Source organism: Paenibacillus sp. J31R30 (assembly GCF_059692115.1).
In genome coordinates this window covers 126624-151176 of record NZ_JCAUAV010000007.1, presented here as the reverse complement: position 1 = coordinate 151176, position 24553 = coordinate 126624, and the positions used below count along the sequence as shown (strand labels likewise).

General features: G+C 44.9%; 23 protein-coding genes. 3 read left to right on the top strand and 20 right to left on the bottom strand.

Translation table 11 applies throughout. The features are described 5' to 3' along the window. Positions 1 to 20 precede the first annotated feature (20 nt). The 5 genes from AC58QO_RS22495 to AC58QO_RS22475 form a co-directional block, all read right to left on the bottom strand. Positions 21 to 2384 carry a helix-turn-helix domain-containing protein gene (locus AC58QO_RS22495; protein WP_497269419.1) on the bottom strand — a complete coding sequence of 788 codons (2364 nt, stop codon included), beginning with the start codon at positions 2382 to 2384 and terminating at the stop codon, positions 21 to 23. 122 nt (positions 2385 to 2506) lie between these two features. Next, entirely contained in the window at positions 2507 to 5533 is a 3027-nt protein-coding gene (locus AC58QO_RS22490; RefSeq protein WP_497269417.1) for an alpha-mannosidase, read from the bottom strand. A gap of 203 nt (positions 5534 to 5736) precedes the next feature. Next, positions 5737 to 6843: a GntR family transcriptional regulator gene (locus AC58QO_RS22485; protein WP_497269415.1), complete on the bottom strand. Its 1107-nt coding sequence runs from the start codon at positions 6841 to 6843 to the stop codon at positions 5737 to 5739. 177 nt (positions 6844 to 7020) lie between these two features. Beyond that, complete coding sequence (locus AC58QO_RS22480) at positions 7021 to 8043, bottom strand: LacI family DNA-binding transcriptional regulator (protein ID WP_497269413.1); 1023 nt, start codon at positions 8041 to 8043, stop codon at positions 7021 to 7023. Positions 8044 to 8212: 169 nt separating this feature from the next. After that, positions 8213 to 9022 carry a phytanoyl-CoA dioxygenase family protein gene (locus AC58QO_RS22475; RefSeq protein ID WP_497269411.1) on the bottom strand — a complete coding sequence of 270 codons (810 nt, stop codon included), beginning with the start codon at positions 9020 to 9022 and terminating at the stop codon, positions 8213 to 8215. A gap of 154 nt (positions 9023 to 9176) precedes the next feature. Here AC58QO_RS22475 and AC58QO_RS22470 point away from each other — a divergent pair, with 154 nt between their 5' ends. Together AC58QO_RS22470 and AC58QO_RS22465 are read left to right on the top strand one after the other, a co-directional pair. After that, positions 9177 to 9950 (top strand): helix-turn-helix domain-containing protein, encoded by a 774-nt coding sequence (locus tag AC58QO_RS22470; RefSeq protein ID WP_497269410.1) that lies wholly within the window; start codon positions 9177 to 9179, stop codon positions 9948 to 9950. A gap of 83 nt (positions 9951 to 10033) precedes the next feature. Further along, positions 10034 to 10477 carry a DUF4395 domain-containing protein gene (locus AC58QO_RS22465; protein ID WP_497269408.1) on the top strand — a complete coding sequence of 148 codons (444 nt, stop codon included), beginning with the start codon at positions 10034 to 10036 and terminating at the stop codon, positions 10475 to 10477. A gap of 399 nt (positions 10478 to 10876) precedes the next feature. On the opposite strand, the gene AC58QO_RS22460 is transcribed toward AC58QO_RS22465, so the two are convergent. The 7 genes from AC58QO_RS22460 to AC58QO_RS22430 form a co-directional block, all read right to left on the bottom strand. Then, positions 10877 to 11428: a Rieske 2Fe-2S domain-containing protein gene (locus tag AC58QO_RS22460; protein ID WP_497269406.1), complete on the bottom strand. Its 552-nt coding sequence runs from the start codon at positions 11426 to 11428 to the stop codon at positions 10877 to 10879. A 61-nt stretch (positions 11429 to 11489) separates the two neighbouring features. Beyond that, entirely contained in the window at positions 11490 to 11912 is a 423-nt protein-coding gene (locus tag AC58QO_RS22455; RefSeq protein ID WP_497269404.1) for a VOC family protein, read from the bottom strand. A 24-nt stretch (positions 11913 to 11936) separates the two neighbouring features. Then, positions 11937 to 12545, bottom strand: a complete 609-nt coding sequence (locus AC58QO_RS22450; protein WP_497269402.1) for a class I SAM-dependent methyltransferase — start codon at positions 12543 to 12545, stop codon at positions 11937 to 11939. A 205-nt stretch (positions 12546 to 12750) separates the two neighbouring features. After that, positions 12751 to 13152: a VOC family protein gene (locus AC58QO_RS22445; RefSeq protein WP_497269400.1), complete on the bottom strand. Its 402-nt coding sequence runs from the start codon at positions 13150 to 13152 to the stop codon at positions 12751 to 12753. Between the two features lie 8 nt (positions 13153 to 13160). Further along, positions 13161 to 13736 carry an NUDIX hydrolase gene (locus AC58QO_RS22440; RefSeq protein WP_497269398.1) on the bottom strand — a complete coding sequence of 192 codons (576 nt, stop codon included), beginning with the start codon at positions 13734 to 13736 and terminating at the stop codon, positions 13161 to 13163. Continuing rightward, entirely contained in the window at positions 13733 to 14740 is a 1008-nt protein-coding gene (locus tag AC58QO_RS22435) for a phosphotransferase enzyme family protein (protein WP_497269396.1), read from the bottom strand. The genes AC58QO_RS22440 and AC58QO_RS22435 overlap by 4 nt, the downstream gene beginning before the upstream one ends. Positions 14741 to 14818: 78 nt before the next feature. Next, the gene (locus tag AC58QO_RS22430) at positions 14819 to 15196 is read right to left on the bottom strand and encodes a VOC family protein (RefSeq protein ID WP_497269394.1); all 378 of its coding nucleotides are present in this window, start codon (positions 15194 to 15196) and stop codon (positions 14819 to 14821) included. Between the two features lie 199 nt (positions 15197 to 15395). On the opposite strand from AC58QO_RS22430, the gene spoVB reads away from it, so the two are divergent. Continuing rightward, positions 15396 to 16946, top strand: a complete 1551-nt coding sequence (gene spoVB, locus AC58QO_RS22425; protein WP_497269392.1) for a stage V sporulation protein B — start codon at positions 15396 to 15398, stop codon at positions 16944 to 16946. Positions 16947 to 16999: 53 nt separating this feature from the next. On the opposite strand, the gene pyrE is transcribed toward spoVB, so the two are convergent. The 8 genes from pyrE to AC58QO_RS22385 form a co-directional block, all read right to left on the bottom strand. Further along, complete coding sequence (gene pyrE, locus AC58QO_RS22420; protein WP_497269390.1) at positions 17000 to 17536, bottom strand: orotate phosphoribosyltransferase; 537 nt, start codon at positions 17534 to 17536, stop codon at positions 17000 to 17002. A 100-nt stretch (positions 17537 to 17636) separates the two neighbouring features. Beyond that, positions 17637 to 18161: a GNAT family N-acetyltransferase gene (locus AC58QO_RS22415; protein WP_497269388.1), complete on the bottom strand. Its 525-nt coding sequence runs from the start codon at positions 18159 to 18161 to the stop codon at positions 17637 to 17639. 31 nt (positions 18162 to 18192) lie between these two features. Next, positions 18193 to 19239 (bottom strand): YkvI family membrane protein, encoded by a 1047-nt coding sequence (locus tag AC58QO_RS22410; protein ID WP_497269386.1) that lies wholly within the window; start codon positions 19237 to 19239, stop codon positions 18193 to 18195. A gap of 149 nt (positions 19240 to 19388) precedes the next feature. Further along, positions 19389 to 19691, bottom strand: a complete 303-nt coding sequence (locus tag AC58QO_RS22405) for a Dabb family protein (RefSeq protein WP_497269384.1) — start codon at positions 19689 to 19691, stop codon at positions 19389 to 19391. Positions 19692 to 19719: 28 nt separating this feature from the next. Continuing rightward, a complete protein-coding gene (locus AC58QO_RS22400) occupies positions 19720 to 20469 on the bottom strand; it encodes a class I SAM-dependent methyltransferase (protein ID WP_497269382.1) in 750 nt (249 codons plus the stop codon). A 35-nt stretch (positions 20470 to 20504) separates the two neighbouring features. Continuing rightward, complete coding sequence (locus AC58QO_RS22395; protein ID WP_497269380.1) at positions 20505 to 22046, bottom strand: AMP-binding protein; 1542 nt, start codon at positions 22044 to 22046, stop codon at positions 20505 to 20507. After that, positions 22033 to 22893 carry an SDR family NAD(P)-dependent oxidoreductase gene (locus AC58QO_RS22390; protein ID WP_497269379.1) on the bottom strand — a complete coding sequence of 287 codons (861 nt, stop codon included), beginning with the start codon at positions 22891 to 22893 and terminating at the stop codon, positions 22033 to 22035. The genes AC58QO_RS22395 and AC58QO_RS22390 overlap by 14 nt, the downstream gene beginning before the upstream one ends. Positions 22894 to 23563: 670 nt before the next feature. Continuing rightward, positions 23564 to 24415, bottom strand: coding sequence for a metallophosphoesterase (locus tag AC58QO_RS22385; RefSeq protein ID WP_497269377.1), 852 nt, complete (start codon positions 24413 to 24415; stop codon positions 23564 to 23566). Positions 24416 to 24553 lie beyond the last annotated feature (138 nt).

Sequence of the window (24553 nt, the reverse complement as noted above, 5' to 3'; positions counted from 1 at the left end):
TGCGCTGATTCCTAATCCGCTTATCTTGTTCTCTTCGCCATATACTCCCTTGGCGTCATCCCAAACTTAGCCTTGAACAGCTTATAGAAATAGCTTTCGTTCTCTACCCCTACGCGCTGCATGATCTCCTGAATGCTCAGCTTGGAGTTCTCCATCCATTCCACCGCTTTATGCAGCTTCACCTGATTGATATATTCAGGAATGGACATCCCGAGGTGGATCTTGGATATTTTGCTCAATTTATAAGCAGGCAGTCTCATCATTTCAGAAATACTTGCAGCTGAGAGGGAGGAATCGAAATAGTTGGAATCGATGATCTCCTTGATCGTATCGGCGACAACTTGGTTGCCTTGGATGCCTTTTTCTTCGCCCTCACTATGAATGGCGCGGACCGCTTCCAATAGAAGTCCCTCGAATTGTTCAATCGTTTCCTCCTCATACAGCTCACGGCTCATGAGTCTGGATGGAACAGCAATCGGCTCTTTACTCGTGCGGTTCATCTCAAAAATCGTCTTCTTCAAATGGTGCACCACCTGCATACTCACCAACATGATGCTGCCATAGTCCAACTTGCGGATCTGCCCGAAAACCTCGCGCAGTCTTTCTTCCGTTTTAAGCGCATTCCCTTTAGGCACCGCATCCGTAAATTTACCGACCATTTCCAACACATGCTCGACATCTACGTTTTCTGTATTCGCATCAATGAGTGCTTGCGTAATCACAGACTTCGTGCCAAAAACATACCGATAGGAACTATTCGCCAAAGTATGATTATAGGCTCCGGCAATCGCGGTATATTCCCTAATCACATCGCTGACCGTCGCCGAAAAAGAGATATGGTAATGCTTCTGAATGTAGTTCTGCGCTTCCTGCAGGGCTTGTTCCACCTGTTCCACGGATTCCTCTTGACCATCAGACATGTTCAATAGAATGGTGAACGAGTCATCTTTCATATCCACGGTTTGGGCGATACTCATTTTGGATAGGGCATCCGTCGTGACGTTGGCGATCGCGAAGCGCAGCAGTTCTCTTTCTGCCAAGCTTTTATGGCTTAGGAATTTTTTGTACTCATCGATACGCAAAACACAGATCAGGAACGGTTTGTCTTTCGTCAAGTTGACATTCAACAGTCGCAGCACCTCTTCAAATTCAGCTGCATTCATACTGTAGCTATCTGCCATCAACTTTTTCAAAAAGTAAATCTTCATAATACTCGTATTATTATTCTTTTCCAGGTTGTATTCGTACAGCTGCTCTCTGGACTTCCGATACACCTCGGTCAAATAGGAAAACTCATCTTTCACGCCAGGCTTCAGGAACCCCTCTTTTCCCAATCCGCCAGGCGATGTCTGTTCCATGAGCCGTCTCACCGGCTTGTAAATACCTCTCGAAACCGAAAGTGTTAAGAGCAGCGCCCCGACAAAAACAGCTCCCGTAATTAACAGAATCGTATCCATCAGCTGCTTTAGATTCGCGTACACTTCTTTATACGGCTTCGCCTCCAACAGCGTCCACCCCGTATTTTCCAAGTAGATATATGATACGATGAACTTCTCACCATTCACTTTGGACTCATAAAATCCAGCCGGCTCTCCCGCATGCATTCCATCTTGCGAAACCGACGTTTCGAAGGCTTGCTTAATCGTAACGGCCGAGGCATTTTCAGCGATCAGGTGGTTCGTATCCGTTTCAATGAACTGATTCTTGTTGTCTAAAATGTATAAATCGCTTTGCGTTCGCGAATCAAACTGGTTAATTGTTCGAATGTTATCGACGAGCCAGTCTAATTTCACATTGAGAATGATGGCGCCGTCCATCACGCCTTTTTCATCCACATTTTCAAACATGATGTAACTCAATACGGTATCGTAGGTAGGGTTGGCGCTGTTGCCACCGGTTTGCATTTTGCGCACAATCGCTTTCAACGGCGTTATATGAGGATTCTCCGCGAGAACCTTATCTAGTTCAGCATCTTTATGGTACAAATCACCAAATGTCGAGTAGTACATCTTCTTATGGTTGTTATAGACATAGACCGATTGAACGAACGGATAATTGGCGACGACGGTCGCATTCAGTTTATTAATCGTATTCATATGATCATACGTCTCTTCGTCATTCAAATACATGAGCGCCTTGACGTCATTATTTCCGTATGTAGAAAAGGTAAGCTTACTGATCATCGTGTCCAAATAATCGATATTGTACTTCATCTGGGACAAGACCTTCTGGCTTCCCTCGTATTCGCTTTGAAACACATTTTTCTCCACATTCACGTAGATAAGGCTGGAAAATGAAAGTAAGATGAGCAGGATAATGCAATTGATCCATAGAAAAATGCGCAGCAAATACTTCTTTTCCTGAACGATTCGCCAGAGTTTCATTCCAGTTCCCCCCCTTATGTCTAATCTATACTAGGCACGAATCCATGCACCCTATTATAACCCTTTCAACGGGAACAGTCCCTACTGATTTGCATCATAGGGACTTTCCAGGGCGTATATGGCTAGCTCATTCGAATCGTCTTCACTTCAAAAGGTGTAAAGGATAAGGCAAGCGTACGGGAATCCGCTCGATCTCCGTAGTTCGTGATTTCCTGTTGTTCCAGCATATCCGTTTCGTAAGCCTTTGTGATGTCCATGCCCAAGCCCAGCGAGCAACGTGTTGTTGCCCCCTTCGCTTCGTAAGCTCTTACGATCCAATCGCCGGAACCATCTTCCGCAAGCTTAATCGTGTCGAGAATGATGTTATCGCAATCGCAGCTCATTAGACTGAATGGTTGATACACAGTGCCGGCAGCAGCTACGATTGGACTGTTCAATTCGTAAGCCTCTTGGATAACTGGATTGCTCATAAAGCCTTTATTCCAGATGTGCATCGCATACGTAAACTCATGCAAGCCTTCATCCGCTCGATCGTCCGGGTAGCTGGGAGCGCGCAGCAAGGTTAAGTTCATATGCTTACCGAAGGCATTCATGCCATATTTGCTATCGTTCAAAAGGGAGAAGCACCGGTCTCCTTCCACGAAGGCGGACCATTTGTGTTGATTGACTTCGTAGCGATCTGCATCATGGAGACGGGAGAAGTGATTTGGCCTTTTGGCATATCCAAATTGTATCTCATTCAGGACCTCGTGGCTGTGCAGATTCACATGAAAGCCAACCTTCAGCAGCTTGTGCTTCTCTTTCCACATGATTTTCGTACGGAAATCAACACGTCGACTGTTCGCTTCCAAGCGGATTTCTTGTGTAAGTGTCGATTGATTTAACTTGCGCTCAACTACTATTGATGCGAAAAGTGGGCCTTCGGCTAGCACGGAGATCTGAGCTTTTTCGTTCAGCTCAATCGGTGAATCTGCGTAACGGCGGTCGATTTCCCACGCATCGTAATTGGATGTTTGATCGCGATACATGAGAAATTGGTTGCACAGACCGTTCGACCAGTCTTCGCCCGATTCTTTATTGATCACGCTGGTGATTTCGCCGAATTCATTAAGGCTGAGTTTCAGCCATTGATTTTCTAGCGATGTTGGTGTTGCAGAAAGCTTGTTACTGATGACGGATTCTTGGTTCTTTGCGGCCATATCCAATGTGGTATAGCCCATAGCCGGAAGCTGCACTTGGATATAGGTTTTGTCGCCATGTACTTGCGAGTAGGAATGGTATTTTCCTTCGTCGCTGGATGGCAGCTCCACGATTGCTGACCTCTCCCAAGCTAAGGAATTGAAGAGCGTCTGTCCTTCGCTAGTTGGCGAAGTTAGTGCAGATAGCGCTTCACCCGTTAATTTATTCGCTGATGCTAGCACCTCTTCAAAAGCCTTCTCCGCCTCCACATGTACTCTTGTAATAGACGTCCCCGGCAAAATATCGTGAAACTGCAGCAGCAGTAGGTTACGCCACGTATCCGCTAGGGATTGTTTGGCATGGGGATGCCCGTGCCATTTGGATGCTATCGCGTTCCAAAGCTCTGCCTCTCTTAATGCAAATTCGCTTGCGCGATTGCCGCTCTTCATCTTCGCTTGGCTGGTGAACGTTCCCCTGTGAGCAGGGTAGTAGAGTTCACCGACATAGTGACTATCCGGCATGCCTCGCTGCTGCACATCCTCGAAATAGGCGATCGGTGAAGCGATCTCCGTCTGTGGCGCACCTTCCAAGTTGCCTAATCTACGCAGGAACTCCAAGTCGTCGCGATTCGCTCCGCCGCCGCCATCCCCGTAGCCGAATTGCACGAGTCGAGTGGAAATGTCTTGTTTTTGGATGCGTTCATTCCACTGGAGGAGGACATACGCTGCATCTGTCGGATTTGGAAATGGACCATAATCCAGCAAATGGACATTGACGGTCGAGCCGTCGATCCCTTCCCAAGTAAACGTATTGTAGGGGAACGGGTCCGCTACGTTGTCGTAGGTTTGATACATTTTGACTGAAGCAAAATATCGAATGCCACACTTCCGCATGATCTGCGGCAAGCTTCCCGAATACCCAAACACGTCCGGCAGCCACAGCATTTCATTATCTACACCGAACTGTTCACGGAAGAACGCTTTGCCGTACAGGAACTGACGAACAAGACTCTCGCCGCTTGGGATGTTCGTATCTGGTTCTACCCACATACCGCCTTCTGGAATAATTCTGCCTTCGGCAACGTAAAACTTCATTCGTCCGTAGAGTTCAGGATATAGATCTTTTACCATTTGAAACAAATACGGCTGGCTCTGCACATACTTATACTCGGGATACTGCTCCAAGAGCGTCATCTGGTTGGATAAGGTGCGGGCAATTTTCCGTTTCGTCTCTTCAATCGGCCATAACCATGCGATATCTAGATGGGATTGTCCCATCATATACAGCTTAGGTACTGTAGACCCGTTCACGCAATCTAGCAGCGGTTTCAAAATTTGCCGACCCAGATGAGCCAACTTCGCTAGTCCAGCCTCGTCGTTAACGTCGTTGGTACCCCAATCTAACGTAGCGATAAGCTTACGGAAGCTTTTATCGATCTCGCTAACGCGTAAGGAAGCAGGGTCGATCCCGTTGCGGAGTTGAAGCAAGGTCTGCAGGTCGATGTAGAACTGATACAGTTCTTCATGCACAGTAACGACTTGTGAGGTGCCATAAACGGGTAATGCACGATCATGACCTGCATAGACTTCGGCTAGGATTTCGTAAATTTCTCCCTCGACAGCACTCGTTGATAGCATGACGCCGGTATGCTGCAAATCGCTTGCGCCAGCCAGCTTCCCATTCACATAAATGGTGCTCTCTCCGCCAATATTGAAATGTAGTTCCACGCGTTTGCCAGCACACTCGGGAGTTATGGCTACTGTGGCTTTGAACCAGCCGTAGTGCGAGCTTACGCCCCATGTGGTGCCGGGTTGAATGGCTTGGAACGAGCCTTGAACAGCTTCCTCGTAAGGAAGCCATTGGTTAACAAGCGTATATTGAAAATCGACGTTGGCGATCGGTTTGTAAATGAGCTGATCTTTTTCCTTGAGCCACTTCTCTATGTGAAAAAGCAATTCTTTAGCAGGCATGATGAGGACCTCCGTCTGATTGGGGGATGGCGAATTCTGTATCAATTGTATTGATACAGTTGATTGAATCTGTATTATATTTATACCTAAATAATAAATTCACTCTATCTTTGTGTCAATTAAATATTTAGTATTGCGTTATCTTTAATACAGTTAATACAACAAAAAGAACCCCATTCATGAATGGGGTTCTTTTTGTTGTATTACTTCTGAGTAGATATCGTATCGCCAAGGTGGATTTCTGCCTGACAAATCTGACCCTGCACGGAGAAATGATCTTTGCCGTTCAGCTCATGCATAAGCTGCGTTGCAGCGGCTCGCCCCATATCATAGAAGGGCTGATTAACCCCCGTAACATTGCGCTTCAATTTACGGTTCACATTCAGGGCATCGTAGGTGACGAGCGAGAGATCCTGCGGAACAGAGAGGGCAAGCAGCTCCGTGGCTGCGATAACCGCCTCTGCGATTTGATCATTCGCGGCGAAAATAGCGGTACATTCACTTTCTTTTATCAAGGCTGCAACCTTGTGGCTATAAGCTTTCAGCTCATCTTCGAAATCTTCAAACTCCGTTGGTATTAACACATCTTGTTCCGCATCAAATGGGAGGCTGGCATCCATAAACGCTTGCTTCATGCCAAGTAATCGTTCATGGAACGTGCTCAAATCTGAGTTGCGAATGAAGAGGATGCGTCTATGTCCTTTTGCCAGCAGCATTTTCGTTAGTTTATATGCCCCTGCAACATTATCGCTAGTGACATAGGGAAGATCGCTGTTATATAAATGGCGGTCGAGACAGACAACCTTGATGCCATTGCTGTGTAATAGTTGATACAGCCGTTGATTGCGTTCTTCATGCTTGGTATCATAAATCGGGCTAAGGATCACGCCGTCCACTCGCTTGGCAACCGCACCTTTCATTAACGACTCCAGCTTATCTAGATTACGATCATCGCTGTAGCTTAACAAATGAAAGCCGTGCAGATGCAGCACATCTTCAATCCCGCGCAAAGCAGTCGCCCATAGCGGATTTTCAATCCCGATGACCGAAGCCGCCACTAATCCGGAGCGGTTCTGCTGGTCGCCAGGGAATGTCACACCCTTGTCTATGTAGGTGCCCCTGCGGTTATCCCGCTTCAGCAAACCATCCGCGCATAGTTCCTTGATCGCTTTCTCCACCGTATTCACACTGGAGCTATAGAATTTAGCAAAATCACGCGAAGATGGCAGCCTTGCATCGCCTAGCCATTCGCCTTCCATGATCCGCTTTTTGATTTCATCCTTAATACGTGAATAGGGATAAGTGGTCATCGTAGTCCTGCCTTTTGGATCAGAATACTTTGACTATAGGGGAATTGTATTAACTGTGTCAAATGTTGTTCATTAAGTGACACATGGTCGAAGCTAGCAGACGATTTCAAGAAATAGTGGAGCTGTCCAATAAAAAACGCCGCAAGCTCCAACAAAAGGAAACTGCGACGTATTTCTTTACTCAGCCAACTTAGTTGTTTCTCGTTCTATAAATGAAAGCGGAACTTCAAATTCTCGTTCCTCACCCGCATCAACTTGATGTCCAAACTTATGAAGCAATTTATGGATGGCCATTTGGGCCTGAAGTTGGTAAGGAATGTCCCAGCTAGAAATGCCAGGGTAACTATGCATCGCCATATAATCGTTATTAATACCGATCATTTGTAGTCTGCCAGGGAAGTCGATCTTTAACTTATTGGCAGCTGAAAGCAGCTGTAAGGCAACATGATCATCAAAAGCAAGGATACCCGTTCTCATAGCTTGCCCTGCCAATACCTCTTGGAAAAATAAGGCCAAGTCCAATCCCTTCATCTCAACGATGCGATGTGGAACTTCCACATCCAATTGTTGTATGCCCAGCGCAAATCCTTTGCGACGTTGCTCATCGATCACATTAGAATACCTGCTTCCCACGTAGATGAGTTCATCACAGCCGCGATCTACAAGCAGCTTCGTTGATTGTCTGCAAGCCTCGGCGAAGCCTAAATTCACGGCTCCAAGGGAAATATCCTCCGGCCATCCCCAGCCATTAATGAGCACTAATGGTGTTCCGCTATTGACGATGGCGCGCGTAGAATCCATTCCCATTGCTAATCCGTGACAAATGAGTCCATCCACTCTGCGCTGCAGCAAAACCTCTAAATTCCTTCGTTCGATCGTCGGATCGAATCCACCGGAGGAAAAGACCGATAAGTGATAGCCCGCATGGTGAGCTTCCAACTGTAGAAACTCCGCTAACCGTCCGTAATAACTCGTCAACCCAGGAACAATGAGACCAATTTCAAAGGTTTTGTTGCGACTTAACCCAGCTGCCATGGTGTTACGTCGATACCCCAATTGCTCTGCCGCCAATTCGACTTTGCGAATCGTCTCCTTGGACGAACGAATCCCACCTCGATTCAGCACATTGGAGACCGTGGCAATCGATACCCCTGCTGCTGCTGCCACTTCTACAATTGTGACTTGTTTTGGTTTACTCATCTATGTTTCAGCTCCATCGGTTAAACGTTTAACAATCTCCTCTAGATTAAATTGAACCGTTGAGCCTGTCAAGCGAAATACGGCGGAATCCTCACTATTTATCAAAAAAGAATCGTCCCGAGGCCATGAACGCTGCCTTAGAACGATTCCTACATTCCGTTATTTCTATTTAATGTGGATACACGGTTTCAAACTCGTTGCCGCACGGTCCGCCATCCGGATTAGCCTCCAAAGAAACAGCTTCCCCGTTCGCGCGGTACAGAGGTCGATAATGAGTGTTAATATGCGTCGCAGAGGCATTGGCGTAATGGCAGATGAACGCACGGCGGAAGCGATCCGTGGACTTATTGCGATATGAACCATGAATCAAATTTCCATTGAAAAAGAGTACATCGCCTCGGTCCATGATGACGGGCATGGCCTTCTCATCTTTGGGCGGCTTCACGTAGTGAGTCGTAAATGATTCCTTCGCATCCGCGATGTCGGGACATGAAATTTCGAGTTCATTCGTTTTGGGGACAACGAGCAGTCCACCGTTCTCCTCATCAGCCGCGTCAATCGCTGTCCAAGCCGCAATACAATTGCCTGGCTCCACCTGCAGATAAAAGTTATCCTGATGAAGCGCTTGCCCCCGGGAGCCCGGCGGTTTGTAATAAAACATACTTTGAGCAGCAAGTGCCTCTTCCTCATACAAATCTGCTAACACTTCTAATACGGGCTGATGCAGCATATAGGTTTTGGCAGTCTCATTAAACCGATGCGGGTGCATGACACGCGGGTAGCGTTTCAAAGGATCTACGACTTCCGCCGTCAGCTCCGGATCAAAATAACCAGGAATCTTTTGATGGCTAATCGCTTCAAAGGTCTCGTCAATTTCAGCAAGATTTGCCTCTGAAAACAACCCTTTCACGATCACATATCCTTCTGTCTCAAAATGCTGCTTTTGTTCCTTCGTCAGTCTCAATAGTGCTTTCGTCATCGCTCTTACCTCCGTAATCGACTTGTTTTCTTGTATTAAGCATATCGAAAAATCCGATCCTATAGAAGTAATAATCATGCTAATCATTCCTATAATCCTGCTATTTCATGCTATACTAGAAACTATCAAACACGTGAGAAAGAGGTCCCCCATCATGAAACTGGATGTGAATAAACTCCTCGCCGGCCATTACATAGAGCCTGATACGTATGCAATGAAACGCCCTCATGGTCTTAATGATTGGCTAATCATGTTTACCTTAGAGGGATCTGGCTTCGTAAAACAACACGGCATAGAACGTGTCTGCAACAAAGGGGACATTATCTTACTAGCACCTGATACTCCCCATCATTATGGCACGATGAAGAACCAAACCTGGCAATTTGTATGGGCGCATTTTCCCCCAATCATAACGGAAACCAACTTGCTTCCACAGGAAGATCAGGTTTTTCTAACGATCGAAAACGAATCCATCCAAGAGCGAATTTACCTAGCTTTCACCCGCATATTAGCAGATTCCCGGGAACGCGGCGAGTATTGGTTCGAGCTTTGTTGCAGTTCTTTGCGAGAAGTACTTCTTATCATGGCGCAGAAAAGCATCCGCAAAATGGACCCCCGCATCGAAGAAGTTCTTCACCTGCTTTCGCAGCAGATGCGCGAACAGATACGTATTGAGGATCTTGCACAAACAGTCGGCCTCTCCCCGTCGAGATTATCTCATCTGTTCAAAGAGAGCACCGGCTATTCCATCATTGATACACTGAATCGCATGCGGATCCAACAAGCGGTTATGATGATAGCCCATTCGGGACAAAGTGCTTCTGACGTTTGTTATAATGTTGGCTTTCAAAATTATAATCACTTCACGAATCAATTCCGTAAATGGCAGGGTATGACCCCGAGTATGTTTATGAAAAATCCGCGGTAAATAATTTATTTTATTCCTATCAGAATAGTGTGGATTAGTGTATAATGTAGATACTAACTATTCATTCTGAATGGAGGATGACCATGACGAACCAACTTTTACGGGGAAATTACGATTGTGTGGATGAGGTTCCTTTACATCATGTGCGGGGTAATCAACTAGGTATTCTGCTAAGTATTCTTGTCAGTGTTCTCAGTCAACAGAATTGGATTCTAGTCCTTCCATTGGTCGTACAGCTAATTAGTCGCTCTTATGGCATAAAATACAATCTATTTGTCCGGCTGCTATCGCCGCTATTCCCTGTCAGTTCACGAACGGAAAGCCGCGAGCTGCTGCGTTTCAACAATTTGTTGGCCATTCTTTTTCTCATCGTTACCTTAACGGCTTCGATTTTCAATTTCGTGACACTGGCTGCGATTACATTAAGTATGCTGACCCTAGCTGTCGTGCTGGCGTTAAGCGGCTTTTGCTTTGGATGTTTCATGTATTTTCATTGGAAGCAATATTGGGCTCGAAGACATGCTTAAAAGCACATTGTGAAAACCACAACCGACGCGGTTGTGGTTTTTGTTTGTCGTTCATCCTCGAAAGACTTCGATAGAAGGATTACTCACCTAGCAGAAGTTTTTGAGGTAAGTGAAGCTTCCCCCTTATTTAGGTTCGGTTCACAGATGGCAAAAATGCAAAAGAGCATCCTTTTCAAGGGAATTCACCTCAACGTTTTAAATACATGCAAAAAGGCATCTTTTGGGGTCGAAAAGGACTAAACAGAGCGGAATATACACAAATTGATGCCTTTTTGCATCAATTTTAGCTGAAATCGTGTATTTGATAGAGAAAAGTTGCACTTTTGCATTTCTCAGTAGATGGAGAGTAGGATGGTTGCAGTTTGAAGAGTGTCTCATGCAAGTTACAACACTTTGCAATCACGAATGCCGCTCAGGAGCCGCTATATCCACATACACGTCACCAGCAATGATGAGGGGCTTATACCTTTCCAATCTTGGCAGCGCCATACCGACATCATTTCCCACGATATCGAATTCTGCCCCGTGACATGGACACCAAAAGAATAGCTCCTTTTTTTTACTCCGCTGTGCTTCCGTAGCAGGCTCCACCGAACAGCCTAGATGCGTGCATGCTGGTGAAAGAATGATAAGCGCGCCGCTCTCATCTTTCGTCACATAGACGAAGCCTTGCTTTGGCGTTTTTACCCAGGCATCCTCAATCGTAGCGGTATAGTTAACCCTGTCAAAGCCAGTCCTGGCATTTAATTTCTCCAATTCGCCGACCTTTACGAAACTACTGGGAATCTCCATAGTGGTCCCATGCGCCTCATCCTGCTTTTTCCCCTGGACTGCCCCGTAATAGAACAAAGCCGTATTCCCAAGTAATACGCCAGTTACACCTACAACCAATTTTCCTGATGTGCTTAAAAAAGATCTTCTGGTGATTTTGCGCGGCAAACGTGTAGTCATTCGGCGGTCAACTCCTTCACTCACCAGATCGTGAATAACGCTAATATTGGAAAGTTTTCGGCTACTTCATTCGCTTGGAAATGGGATGATCTTTGTTCAGTTCTAACAAATCCCATAGGTTTCCATATAAATCCTTAAATACGGCAACCATTCCATACGACTGCTCTTTGGGCTCTCTTACAAATTCAATTCCTCTTGAGATCATTTCATTATAATCTCTCCAGAAATCATCCGTGTTTAAAAACAGAAAAACTCTACCGCCAGCCTGGTTACCTATAAACGCCTCTTGTTCAGGCTTAGATGCTCTTGCCAGTAAAATGGTAGTTCCGACTGAGCCAGGCGGAGAAATGACTACCCACCGTTTATCTTGTTCTGGTTGAAACGTATCTTCAACTAATGTGAAATTCAGCTTCTTCGTATAAAATTCGATTGCTTCATCATAATCAAATACGACTAGTGCGATATGTACGATTGATTGAACCATATACACCCTCCAGATATTCCTCTTCTACTTAACCATCGGTTTGTCCCAGGAAATGATGTAACGGTAATAAAAACGGCGTCGGATAATTGCTCCTGGAAGGACCGCGTGTACCGCTTGGCGAATCTCGCTAAATGACTCTTTAGGTTCTGCAATCCGAACAGCTGGATCTTTCATCCCGCCATGAAGTCGGTCCATGATACGGATTGGCAGAAGAAGAAGTCCCGAAATGACAATATCCAGAATAGATTTGTCAGCTGCTAAACCAACTATGAGTAGCCGCCCGCCAGGTGCGAGAACTTGGCGCATTTTTAACAGTGCGCTCTCCAATTCCATATGGTGCAAAGTCGCTACACAGATGGCGGTAGCATAACGTTCCTCTTGAGAAGGGACTGACATGGCAAGGAAGTCACTATTTACGAGCACTACATTTGCTTCTCCAGCAAGTCGCGTTTGCGCACTCGCAATGGCTTGCGTATCGGGGTCGATACCGATAACCTGTTGTGCGAAGGGGGCGAGGCGCTGAAGCAGTAAGCCATCACCGCACCCGATGTCGAGAACTCGTCCGCCACGAACCTTTGCATTTTCCACCAACTCTTCGTGGAACGCGGTATTGTGATTCCAATAGTTCTCCATTGCTGGATTCACTCCCCTACTCTTTCGATCGTAGATTATATCTTTTTAGTTAAAAGGATTCCCAGCTTAAAACCCTTTCGCTCCTTACTATATAGATTTCATTTCCCCTAATTTTGTTCAAAATTAAATCAACTAAAATTTGATGATCATGTTTTCGGATATATTCATAATCTAAATCAGTTGCCAATGTTTATCATAGATCATTTTATACCTCCGGTTCAGCAGTAATCATCCACGCTACACCGTATTTATCCATAAGTTCGCCGTAGAATAAGCCAAAAGGCTGTTGTTCTATCGGATATCTCACTTTACCGCCTACCGCAAGCTTCGCGAATGCTTCACTAGCTTCATTTTCAGTTTCGTACGAAATACTTAGTGAGATGCCTGGTCCTGGCGTAAACGGTTTAAAATTATCCGTCATGAAAATGGTATTCCCGCCGGCCACAACCATACTTAAGTGCATGACTTTATCCTTAAATTCATGTTGTGCTCCCATTAACTGTTCATGCGTCATGACAGAAATGATCTCACCACCAAGCGATTGTATGTAAAACGCTGCTTGAGACCGCGCATCCTCTGATAAAAGATAAGGCGTTAATTTTCCCATTTTTACAATCATCCTTTCCATGATGTATTAGAAATAACTCGATCGCTGAGCAATTTTTCATTGAATAACGCTACATATTGTTTCATCCGTTCGTCGCTACCAGTCAAATCCTCAATGACTTCCGATGAAACAGCCGCCAGTTTTCCATTTAGATAGGTACAATGGTGATGATAGGGGGTCTCTTCATTTATATACTTCATTACGGTTGGCACATTCGCAGCGAGACCTTGATTCTTCGGGTTCATGATCCAAGCCGTGGATTTCCAGTCCAAAATGCCTTCCGTTGTTTTCCTAGACGTTTCGTAAACAAGATCTTCCCGAATCTGTGCTGCATACAAATACATGCCCCCGAATTGCTCGTGATCTACTGTCCACGTTACCAGTCCCTTATACTGCAGTTGATAGTCCGATTCCGCTATTTCGGTCTCCTCGGTTATTTCGCGAACCATGGAGTGCCTTGGTGATTCATCCATTTCAAGCTTCCCGCCAATCCCATTCCAACATCCCATCCAACTAGGGAACTCTCTGTTCAGCAATAACACATGATCGCCTTGTCTAATGAAGCAAATGTTAAAAGTAATCATTTTCCCTCCAGATTAACTAATTGTAATAATTCCTGAATGCGTGCACCATGTTCATTCAACCAGTGATGTCTCGCGTAGAATTGATTGAGAATGTAAGTGAAGTTCTGTTCGATGTCGTTACCCGAATAATACTGACCCATATAAAAATGAAGTACCGCTACATGATAAACCTGGGTCAATAAGTGCAGTTGTTCGATTTCTAGCATCGAGCATTTGCGAAATTTAGCATAGCCTCTAATGAAGGCCTCGGTCATTTCCATCGAACCATGACTCATTTGAAGCACATGATTAAGGCAAATGGCGAACTCCATAAAGCCCACATCGTACGATGTCAAATCAAAATCCAGTACTCCCCGGATTTTGCCACCCTGAGCCAATAAGTTAAATATCAATACATCGTGATGCACTAGTTGTTTGGGCAGAGCCGTTAATAGGTGTTTGTTCTTCTCGACGGAAGATACCATTTCGCCATAGAAAGTCAGGTACTTCTCAGGTATTACAAAGGGTGGGGCATCCATAAATGACTTTACAGCCTGATGATCGGCAAGTGGATGAATAGCATACATCTCCAAAAATGATTTCCCAGGGAATAGCACATCCCCTGTTCCATACCGATTTAGCGCAGATGAGAGTTCCCCGACAACATGACCATAATCAGCAGCATGCTGGATGTCTACCATTCCAGGAACGTCGCCTTCAACAAAGGATACGATTGCTCCTAGCATGCCGTTCGACAATTGTACGTATGCCTCCCCAGTTCGTGTACGAAGAAATACAGGCACTTGAAACGAAAGATGATTGTTACTTAAAAACGACGTTATGCTGTCTTCTAGTCCAATGCCCTCTATATGTTTGGTGTATGGATTGTAGATACGAATGACAACCTTCTCTCCATGAATCTTTATGATCTTGGTGAGGTTTGTCAATCCGAATGGAACCGACTCCATTTCATAAACCGAATCTGTAAAATAATGACGGACTAATTCATCGATGACTTTCTGCATATGCCCCCCGTACCTCATTGAAATAAAAAAAGAGCTGCTTCCATGCAGCTCCTGCTATCGTTTATCGGGCAACAATAATTACTTTTTCTCCAGAATCGCAAAGTAATTTCCTTCATCATCGGCAAAGTTGAAAACTCTTCCCGTAGGCATCGTCACAAGGTCACCAACTGTGATGTTTTTGTCTTTAAATTCTTGATACAAGCTATCAAGATCATCCGAGAAAAACAATAACGATGGTGTACCGAGATTTAATTGCGGCTGCATTTTGGCAATGAGATCCTTGTTGTGGAGTATGATGCTCGTTTGCGCATCGTTAGTTGGAGAAATTTCAAACCATCTCATCGGTCCGTGATTTTCTTCAGAAACGAGTGTAAACCCTAATTTTTCTGTCCAAAACTTCAAAGACGCCTCTTGGTCATTCACATATAACATAATTTGACCGACTTTAGTAATCATTTGTCATTCTCCATTTCGTTGGTATTGGTACGTGTTAATTGTACAAAATATTACCATTTAGTTCAACTAACCCGATTTGCTGATCGGTGTTAGCTGCCGTCATGTGGTTGTTGATCAATGAAATCAAAACCTGCTTGTTCGCATGCTTTTCGAATTATTGAATACATTTAAGTATTCGATAAACAGGAGGATACAAGTCATGTCACAACATGGGCAATCGTTCATGAAAGGTACGCTGGTCTTGTCTGCCGCAGCTTTCATCAACCGTATTCTCGGTTTTATCAGCGGCATGTATATCGCTCGCGTACTGGGCGCAGAGGGAATCGGCATCTTGATGATGGCTCATCCGCTTGTCCCGCTCGTCATCACAATTACGGAGCTTGGATTGCCGGTGGCAATTTCAAAGTTGGTCGCAGAGGCAAATGCTCGCGGTGAAAGGATGAAAGTGAGGCGCATCCTGCATGTCTCACTCGCTGTCACGGGCGTCTTGAGCGTAGCGCTCACGACCATATCTTTACTTGGCTCTGAATGGATCGCCTCCATTCTGCTAAGCGACCAACGCGCATATTACGCGATGTTGGCGATTACGCCAATCGCGCCGATTGTCGCGGTCTCCGCCGTATTAAAGGGGTATTTCCGCGGCATGCAGCAGATGAAAACCATTGCCGCTTCCGATGTGCTGGAGCATACCGTACAAATCGCCTGTGTACTTGCGCTGGTACACCTATTACTGCCTTATGGCGTCGCCTATGCGGCTGCCGGAGCCATGGCTGCCTCTGTTGTCAGCGAAGCGATCAGCCTTCTCTTCCTGGTGGCAAGCTACAAGCTTTACGGTGAAAAGAAGATGCCGGGCGAGACTTGGGCCAACCACTTGAAACAAGGAAGAAGCACACTGGGCGAGCTGTTACAGATCGGACTGCCGACGACCGGGCACGGTGTCATTCATTCGTTATACAGCACCTTTCAACCGCTTCTAATCACAACGAGTTTGGCGATGGCTGGCATTGGCACGGCGTTAGCCACGAAACAATTCGGTATGCTTGCCGGCTATGCATTTCCGCTGTTGTTCATGCCAAGCTTTATCACGCAGTCCTTGTCGACCGCTCTCATCCCTGCGATTGGTGAGGCAGCGGCGAACAAGAACAGTCTGCTCATCCATGAACGGATGAATCAGGCTTTGATCTTGGGACTCCTGATCGGCGCGCCGGCGACAGTTATCCTCTACGAGTGGGCAACTCCACTAACGACACTTGTCTATCATGCGCCGGAAGCAGGATTGCTTCTAAAAATATTGGCACCGATGTTTTTCCTGCATTATTTTGACGCTCCGCTTCATGCGATTCTGCTCGGGCTCGGCCGTGCAAAAGCTACGCTGTGGAATTACATAATAGCCACCGTATTCAAGAGTGTCTCGATCTTCGTGTTCGGCAGCCAATATGGCATAATCGGCGTTGCGTTTGGTATCGGTATCGGCATTGTGCTGCAAACACTGCTGAACTTCTTTTCCATCTCAAGCTCGATCGGATTTTATTGGAGTATTCGTCCTTATGTCAAAGTTGCGATCTGCATGATGCTGATGCTGATATGCGGACACTGGACCTATACCTATTTTGTCAGCTATGGTATGCCACAAGTATGGTGTGTAATCACTTCAATCGTCTGTTCCTTATTTCTCTATATCGCCACACTCGTATTAACAGGTACGTTGAATTGGAAAAGTACACGCCACCGATTTTCAATCCCATGGTAGAATAATTAAAAAAAGAAAAGCAGCCATGATTGGCTGCTTTTTCCCGTCCTTCATCATCGGGCTACGGAACGTGCCTCAATGAGCTCATCCATCTTAAACAACGATACGAAGGATAACCCCGCATTCTCTAAATTCAGTCTTCCATGCTGTTCTCGCTCGATAACACATAATACATTTGATACAAGTGCACCGTATTTCTTCAGATCATCGGCACTCAACAATATTTGTCCACCGGTGGTTACGACATCTTCAATGATGCAGACTCGCTTCCCTTGAATTTCAATACCTTCTGCCAGCTTGCAAGTGCCATATTCTTTCGCTTTTTTTCTAACAAAGGCAACGGGAATACCCGTTTTGAGTGATAAAGCAGTCGCAATCGGGATGCCACCCATTTCTAGACCCGCGAGTATTTCTGTTCCATCTGGGATTAATCTGGATAAATGCTCCGCGATTTCATTTAACAACACTGGATTTGACTCAAATAAATATTTATCAAAGTAATCATTTGAAACTTTTCCCGACCTCAACTGAAACGTTCCTGTCAGATGCGCTGTCTTATAAATCTCATTGGCTAATGCAATTCTATCCATTTTTCACCCGCCTGAAATTATTTTCTTCATTTTACCATATGGTCATGATGTTGAATATAACTTACAGGCGTCGCATCACAATTTGAAAACCGGACGATAACTATAACCTCTTCGCATAGCAATGCCGCAATTTGCCACCGTACATCAATCGGGTAAATTGAAGGATGAATCCCTCCGCTTCTAGATTTGCAATGCTCACAGCATTGTAGGGAGAAACGGTTGAGTACAGATATCTGCAGCCGTTTTCTCGAGCGCGTTGTTCACGTAACTCATGGAAATATCGTTGCAAACCCAAGCCCCGAACAGTTTCATGGACGATTGTTGCATCTAGAACAGCTACTTCAGGCAACTCTTGCTCAGGCACCCCAAACTCTCTGCCAAGATTACTTTCACTCCGTCCGGGGAATGCCAGAACTGTATAGGCAACAAGCTCACCTTGTAGAAATGCGCCGTAGATTTCACCTTTTTCTTGAACATGCGTGTGTAAGTACGCTTCGTCGCCCATCGCAAAAAGATCTTGGGAAGACAGACGAGATACGACATCAACCATAAGTGCCCTAATATTCGAAACATCCCTATGCCCTAGACGTCGAATCTCCAAATCAGTTATTTTTCTTACTAGCATGACTAATGCTCCTTCGATTTTTTACAAAAAATTACTTACTAGGTATAGGTTTTACGACTAAAAAAACAAGAAGAATCATCCCCATATACCCGAAGAGCGGATACAAATAAGTTAGAAGTGATGTGAAACCAACCTGACTGATTAACAAACAGGTAAACAAAATAGCTAGAACTATCCAATTCCTAGGAAGCGAATAAATACGCCCAATATGTCGGGTGATTCCAAACACATTTCCAATAATCGTTGTTAATATTTCCCCGTATATGACCAATATGAATAGAACATGGAAAAACTGCCCGAAATCTCGAATAATTTCAGCCATCGGAATATCAAAACTCAATATCTCGGGCATCCGTGAATGTATCGCAAAATGGCTAATAAACAGCATAACGCCAAGCCCTATGCCACCCCAAATACCTCCCCATTTCAAGATACTCTCATCTTTCACCACACTACCCAATGGCACCAAGACCGCCTGAGCAAAAGCAAAATTCAATGCGACATAGGTGAAAGGACTAATGATCCATTTGAAATGATTCAATGATTGCTGCCCTTGCCAATTCGTAGCTTCCCCAATTCCATTCACGTCAACAACTCGGATGATCACAAGGACCATGAAAAAAAGCATCAAAGGCATCACAAGCGAATTGGCCGCCAAAATGCCATTCATTTCTTTACTCATAACCAGATAGCTCAGCAAAATACTAATGATAATACCAAATTGATAAGGCAGCCCCAGCTGCTCCTCAAAAATAGAGCCCGTACCGGACATCATCACAGCGGTTACGCCAAATAAGATGATAAACGTCAATGTATTCGCGACTTTCCCAAAAATATCTCCAAATAGATAATAATTGAGCTCCTGGTAGGAGGAGGCTTTAAGTCTGTGGGAGAGAATCATCATTTTCGTACCAATCCATATAAAAAAGAACGTTGCAATCAAGATCCCAACTCCGCCATAGGCTCCGTATATCGTGAAGAAATGCATGATAGACTGCCCCGAGGCAAATCCTGCACCAACAACTGTCCCCATGTAAGTCGCGGCGATTTGTAAGATCATACGTGTTTTAGGATTCATAGTGCCCCCATCGTCAAGCAGTATCTTGTACAATCTCATTGTATGTTCGGTGAGCTTGTATATACCATCTGACAGGAGTAAACCGTCACTAATCTCTATTCAGACGCAACGAGGCTACCGATTTATGTCGGCAGCCTCGTACTGAGTGATTAAACCTTCGGGTAATCAACTACGATCACATCTTCCAGCAGGCCATCCAGCGATTGAACAAACTCCTGATGAACCGGATGCGGACCATAAGAACGTAAGGACGCAAGGTCTTCGAAAGTAACCCGTAATCCTAGCGTGTAACCCTTTATATTTTGAGTTTCTTCTGTTACGTTGATGCCTGCACTTAACTCACATATCCCGGGAATACGATCCCGAAACGCGAGTAATTGGTCCAGTAATTCCTGCTGTTTGACTGGCGTGATGTTGCTATTGAACTTGAATACAACGAGATGTTCGTACATAGCTTCATTGCTCCTTTTTTTGGGGGGATTATTTCTTCGCAATTATCATAAATCTTTTGGAGTTCGTCCGTATTCCCTTCTCTGTTTGATTGGCTTCAATAAATGTTCGAAGGTTATCAAAATCGTTATCCATTTGCCCGAAATTTGGTATGACAGGCGTGAATCTCAAGAAGAAAACCAAATCCTCGTAGGTTTGAAAATACTCTGTTGCGTTATATTCATAATATTGAATCTCACGGAAACCTGCTTCGCCTAATTCTGCGATATATGTATCTTTTAATAAACCATCCTCAACATGAAATTGCTGCCCTCTTCCAAAAGCCTGCTTCAAATTTAATTTATCCGCTTCCCCAACCTGCTGCGTTAAGAATACACCATCATTGGCTAAAGAATTTGCAACCTCTTTGGCGTTAAACTCACTATGCCGGCAGGACACCACATTAAAAAAACAAGCAGGGAACGCCAATTCTTCAGCATCCATTTGTAAAAATCGGATATTTGTTTTGTTGGATTTTTTCAAATTATGATTGGCTGACTCGATCATTCCTGTGGAGTTATCAATACCAACGAGCAATAGTGCCGCATCCGCGATGGTTAATAAAGCCTCACCACCACCCGTACCTATATCTAATAAAATATCGTGTGGCTTGCATCTTTGGGTCACTTCCTTGTAGAAATCCCATTGTTCGCCCTCAGAAGTTGTCTTTAACTGACTGAAATCCCAACCATTCAATCTTCCAATCTTATCGTAAAAATCTTTATATTCAGATCTGTTCATCCTAACCTCCTTCTTTATTAATGATATATAAAAGCCTAGTTCAACACTTTTCTATCCAATTTACCTAAAGGTGTATAAGGCAAATGATCAACGAGGACGATTTCTTTCGGCAACTGGAATCGTGCCAATCGGGTGCGCAGCCATTCCAACAGCTCCTCTGTTGTTATTATCGCATCAGGAGTCAATTGAACCAAAGCTTTCAACCGCTGCCCAAAATACTCATCCGAGATCCCGATGACGGCCGCATCCTCAACGAGAGGGTGACCCCGCACGATTTGTTCCACTTCCAAAGGATAGACATTTTCCCCCGCTGAGACAATCATACTGTCCGCTCTCCCACACAGAAAATAATAACCCTGCTCATCTTGATAACCCAAATCACCGGTTTCAATCCAGGCATCAGCCTTGTTTCTCATAGACCAACTGTTTTTTATACAAAATTGACCTACGCTGCCGACCTCAACTTCTTCCTTCTGATCATTCATGATTTTGAACTGGGCACCCTTCATCTTCCTGCCGATCGTATGTGCGGAGTAGGTCAAATCCTGTGGAACAGCGATAATATTCAGGCCCGCTTCCGAAGTACCATACAGATTGTACAACACTTCTCCTAGTTGACGCATCGTCTCTTTAACCAGTTTGGGATTGAGCTCTGCACCGCCTGAAGCAATGCAAGAGAGTGATTTCATATCGTTTACATTCGTTTTTAACATTTTATGTAACATTAAGGGAACAACCGTTACGATATCAACCTGATGCTTCCGAATCAATCGGCATGCTTTCTCTGCATCGAAACCGCGATAAATCACGACTTTTTTGCCCAAAGCGCAGAATAAAAGCAACACCGCTACGCCATAACCATGATAAATGGGTGTCGCAATATACGCAGTATTTTTTTTCATAATTCGGAGTCTCTTCAGGAAGTCTGTAAAAGGATCCAAATAATTGAATAGCGAAGGTTTGTGTGCCGCTTCTTTGGCGTTTCCTGTGGTTCCGCCTGTCAGCAGAACTAGTTTCCCAGAGGAAGCTCGTCGTTGTTTGTGTGTTTGTTTTTCGTCGAAAGCTGCAAAAAGCATGTTATTTATCGCTGGCAAGGTATCATGATAACTGGGCAATTTGGCATTCGTGTACGTAGTTTGCTCAAGCAAGGAGCTTACCTCCTCGTCATAGACCAAGAGGTCCAACTCTTTACGCGCCAGAATCGCTTGCAATTGCCCCTTGCTCATTTCTGCATTTAGGAGATAACTATCCGCCCCCGTAACAGAAACCGCATAGATGGCCTTCACCAAAGAAGCATGATTCTTGCACAAAAAGCCCACCTTCTTGCCGATCCCAAGTTGATACCTCATTCTCAATACGGTCGCTAACTGATTGGATTGTGCAAACAATTGGTTGTAGGTTAGGGTTTCTTGCTCGTCTACTAAAGCGATTTTGTCCCCGTAACTTCTAGCTGCAAAATGCAGTAAAGTCATCAGATTGATGCCTGAGGTAGTTATGGCAGAAGCTAAACGAAACAACGCAAGCAGTGAGAGCAGTCTAATTGTGTATAACACATAAATCAGTTTAAACATTCTCATGGCTATTATCCTTTTTCCCAAGCATCCTTGGCATGGCAGTTTCCCAATATCTTCTGAACAGAACGGAAGCTAGCTGTCCGAAGATCAGCCACCATGGTTTGAAAACATGCCTTCGCGTATAGATCGCTTTACCTATCATCTTGGCAACATGCTGTGGAGTCATGGCAGGCATGTTCCGATACGCAGCGGTTGGCAGCATCATGGGAGTTCGAACGAGTGGAAGGTACATGGAGGTCGTGGCGATCCCCATCCTGTTTAACTCGGGAGCGGCCGAACGAAACCAGGTGTCGAAGGCGATCTTCGATGCCTGATACGCCGCCCAATGCGGCAAAGGGAGCAGCATGGCATTGATCGTCGAGATATTTATGACGTGCCCTTGGCTTTTCTCAAGAAGTGGTACGGTAGACAACAGCAGTTGAACTGGGGCAAAATAATTAATCGCCATGGTCCGCGTATAATCGTGATAGCGGTCCAATGACTGCCTTATTGAACGCTTGATCGAATGGCCCGCATTGCTAACGACGATATCCAACCCATCTGGAAGCTGATGGAGAAAGCTCAGCAACCCCTCCATGTCCTTTTCATCTCGAAGATCCGCAGGGAACACACTTACTCGCGCTGCTTTCGTTTCGATTTCACTTTGCATAGCTAAGAGCTTGACCTCGCGTCTAGCCACCAAGATCAGATGAACTTGCATGTCAGAGAGGAGATAAGCGAGCTGCTCGCCTATTCCGGAACTGGCACCAGTTATGAGCACCGTCTTTCCTTCTAACTGCTTCTCCAGCTTCTGTCTGTTCAAGGATATCGGAGGAAATAAAAGATTTTCGATCAGGCTATACGTTTGCATGAGGACTCCTTTCTAGCCAGAAGGATCAGTTGCTTCGAATTCATTATACGCTTTGTCATCAAGAACACCCACTTCAATTTTCCAGAAAAAAAATCCCACCTCTGTCAAACTGAGGTGGGACTTTCTTGTTAGGTAAATTAATCTGCAAATTTAAGTTCTCGTAGGGAACGAAGCAAAATCACTGCTGCTTCTTATAGCCCGTCGATCAAGACCGGACCAAGTAACCATATAAATATGAAAGGCAAGTAATCACGCGAAATGTGATTACTTGCCTTTTTTAGTAAAGGAACAGCCGTTTCGACACATTCATTTCTTTTGTCTTGTAAGTACAATAGCAGTAAGCAAGGACAATTGAATAGAAATTACGATGCAGAGAACGATTATTGTACCTTCATCACCAACAGGGTCTAACAAACCACTTAAGAATTGACTAGCTATGAATGATAATATAATTAGTCCTAAGAAAATCCCCACAAATTTTACGATTCGCTCATTTCGATAATTTGGCAATGGAACCACAACCTTCCCTAACTTTGTGTTACTTTTGCCAGAAGAACTTGCTGCTTTACTTTATTAAATATGCGGGACCGATATCGGTTAATCTCTTTTTCGTAATGAGCAAAAAGCCGTCCCTTAAGGTCAAAATAACCTTTTGGGACGGCCCATTCATTTAATCCAACGTAAACACCGTTATTTCAGGTCGGCACATGAACCGAATGGGTTGTACCGACACACCGATTCCTCGATTCGTATAGAGGGCTAGTGACTTATTAAGCCCAACATGATACAGCCCAGCCGGGTATTTGACGCCATAAGGCACAGATGCCAGCGGTCCGATAATCGGTAGTCTCACTTGACCACCGTGGGAATGTCCTGAGAGCTGCAACTGAATAGGTTCAACAGCAGCAACATCGGCGAAATCTGGTGCATGGGATAACAGGAGCACCCACTCTTCTTTTTTTACCGACTTCATAGCGGCTTTGAGATCAGGGACACCCTCCCACATATCCTCGATGCCTGCGATCCAAATGGATTGATTGCCCTTCTGTATCCGCATACCCTTATTGCGCAGGCAGTGGAAGCCACCGCCTTCAAGAACGTCCGCTACTTCTTCTACATCTCCATAGTAATCATGATTGCCGAGTACGGCATAGCAGCCGTAAGTCGCTGTGATCGTACGCAATACCTCTCGAATTGCCTGACCAGACGGTCCAATCGCATAATCGACGAGATCGCCAGTAAAGCATACGATATCCGGTTTTTCCGCTTGAATGACATGCGCGACGTTAGCTAATTGTTTGACATCCAGGTGGAAGCCGAAATGCAGATCACTGAATTGCACCACGCGCAACCCCTTGAATGCCTCAGGCAGTGTAGGAAACGACAGCGTAATGCGCTCGACTTGCAACCATCGGGGCTCCAGCCACGTCGCGTAGCCATAACTTACTGGGGGGACTGCCAGTAAACCACCGCCAAGCAGCAGACCCTTTTTTATAAAGGAACGACGACTCATTTTCTCCATATTTTTCATATACCTATTTTATACCAAAAAGGGTACTTATCGCTATTTTCAACGTTGTAAAAATATTTTAAAATAAGCGAAACAAATTCACCTTTCTATCCGTTAAATGGGTACAGATAAAAATAATGGTAACGAACA

Excerpts from the sequence above, each read along its gene's own strand:
- AC58QO_RS22460 (WP_497269406.1), bottom strand. The coding sequence starts at position 11,428 with ATGACTACACGTTTGCCGCGCAAAATCACCAGAAGATCTTTTTTAAGC.
- AC58QO_RS22440 (WP_497269398.1), bottom strand. The coding sequence starts at position 13,736 with ATGATTACTTTTAACATTTGCTTCATTAGACAAGGCGATCATGTGTTA.
- AC58QO_RS22475 (WP_497269411.1), bottom strand. The coding sequence starts at position 9,022 with ATGACGAAAGCACTATTGAGACTGACGAAGGAACAAAAGCAGCATTTT.
- AC58QO_RS22430 (WP_497269394.1), bottom strand. The coding sequence starts at position 15,196 with ATGATTACTAAAGTCGGTCAAATTATGTTATATGTGAATGACCAAGAG.
- AC58QO_RS22450 (WP_497269402.1), bottom strand. The coding sequence starts at position 12,545 with ATGGAGAACTATTGGAATCACAATACCGCGTTCCACGAAGAGTTGGTG.
- AC58QO_RS22485 (WP_497269415.1), bottom strand. The coding sequence starts at position 6,843 with ATGACCACTTATCCCTATTCACGTATTAAGGATGAAATCAAAAAGCGG.
- AC58QO_RS22435 (WP_497269396.1), bottom strand. The coding sequence starts at position 14,740 with ATGCAGAAAGTCATCGATGAATTAGTCCGTCATTATTTTACAGATTCG.
- AC58QO_RS22410 (WP_497269386.1), bottom strand. The coding sequence starts at position 19,239 with ATGAATCCTAAAACACGTATGATCTTACAAATCGCCGCGACTTACATG.
- AC58QO_RS22480 (WP_497269413.1), bottom strand. The coding sequence starts at position 8,043 with ATGAGTAAACCAAAACAAGTCACAATTGTAGAAGTGGCAGCAGCAGCA.
- AC58QO_RS22390 (WP_497269379.1), bottom strand. The coding sequence starts at position 22,893 with ATGCAAACGTATAGCCTGATCGAAAATCTTTTATTTCCTCCGATATCC.
- AC58QO_RS22455 (WP_497269404.1), bottom strand. The coding sequence starts at position 11,912 with ATGGTTCAATCAATCGTACATATCGCACTAGTCGTATTTGATTATGAT.
- AC58QO_RS22495 (WP_497269419.1), bottom strand. The coding sequence starts at position 2,384 with ATGAAACTCTGGCGAATCGTTCAGGAAAAGAAGTATTTGCTGCGCATT.
- AC58QO_RS22490 (WP_497269417.1), bottom strand. The coding sequence starts at position 5,533 with ATGCCTGCTAAAGAATTGCTTTTTCACATAGAGAAGTGGCTCAAGGAA.
- AC58QO_RS22415 (WP_497269388.1), bottom strand. The coding sequence starts at position 18,161 with ATGCTAGTAAGAAAAATAACTGATTTGGAGATTCGACGTCTAGGGCAT.
- AC58QO_RS22470 (WP_497269410.1), top strand. The coding sequence starts at position 9,177 with ATGAAACTGGATGTGAATAAACTCCTCGCCGGCCATTACATAGAGCCT.
- AC58QO_RS22465 (WP_497269408.1), top strand. The coding sequence starts at position 10,034 with ATGACGAACCAACTTTTACGGGGAAATTACGATTGTGTGGATGAGGTT.
- pyrE (WP_497269390.1), bottom strand. The coding sequence starts at position 17,536 with ATGGATAGAATTGCATTAGCCAATGAGATTTATAAGACAGCGCATCTG.
- spoVB (WP_497269392.1), top strand. The coding sequence starts at position 15,396 with ATGTCACAACATGGGCAATCGTTCATGAAAGGTACGCTGGTCTTGTCT.
- AC58QO_RS22400 (WP_497269382.1), bottom strand. The coding sequence starts at position 20,469 with ATGAACAGATCTGAATATAAAGATTTTTACGATAAGATTGGAAGATTG.
- AC58QO_RS22405 (WP_497269384.1), bottom strand. The coding sequence starts at position 19,691 with ATGTACGAACATCTCGTTGTATTCAAGTTCAATAGCAACATCACGCCA.
- AC58QO_RS22445 (WP_497269400.1), bottom strand. The coding sequence starts at position 13,152 with ATGGGAAAATTAACGCCTTATCTTTTATCAGAGGATGCGCGGTCTCAA.
- AC58QO_RS22395 (WP_497269380.1), bottom strand. The coding sequence starts at position 22,046 with ATGAGAATGTTTAAACTGATTTATGTGTTATACACAATTAGACTGCTC.
- AC58QO_RS22385 (WP_497269377.1), bottom strand. The coding sequence starts at position 24,415 with ATGGAGAAAATGAGTCGTCGTTCCTTTATAAAAAAGGGTCTGCTGCTT.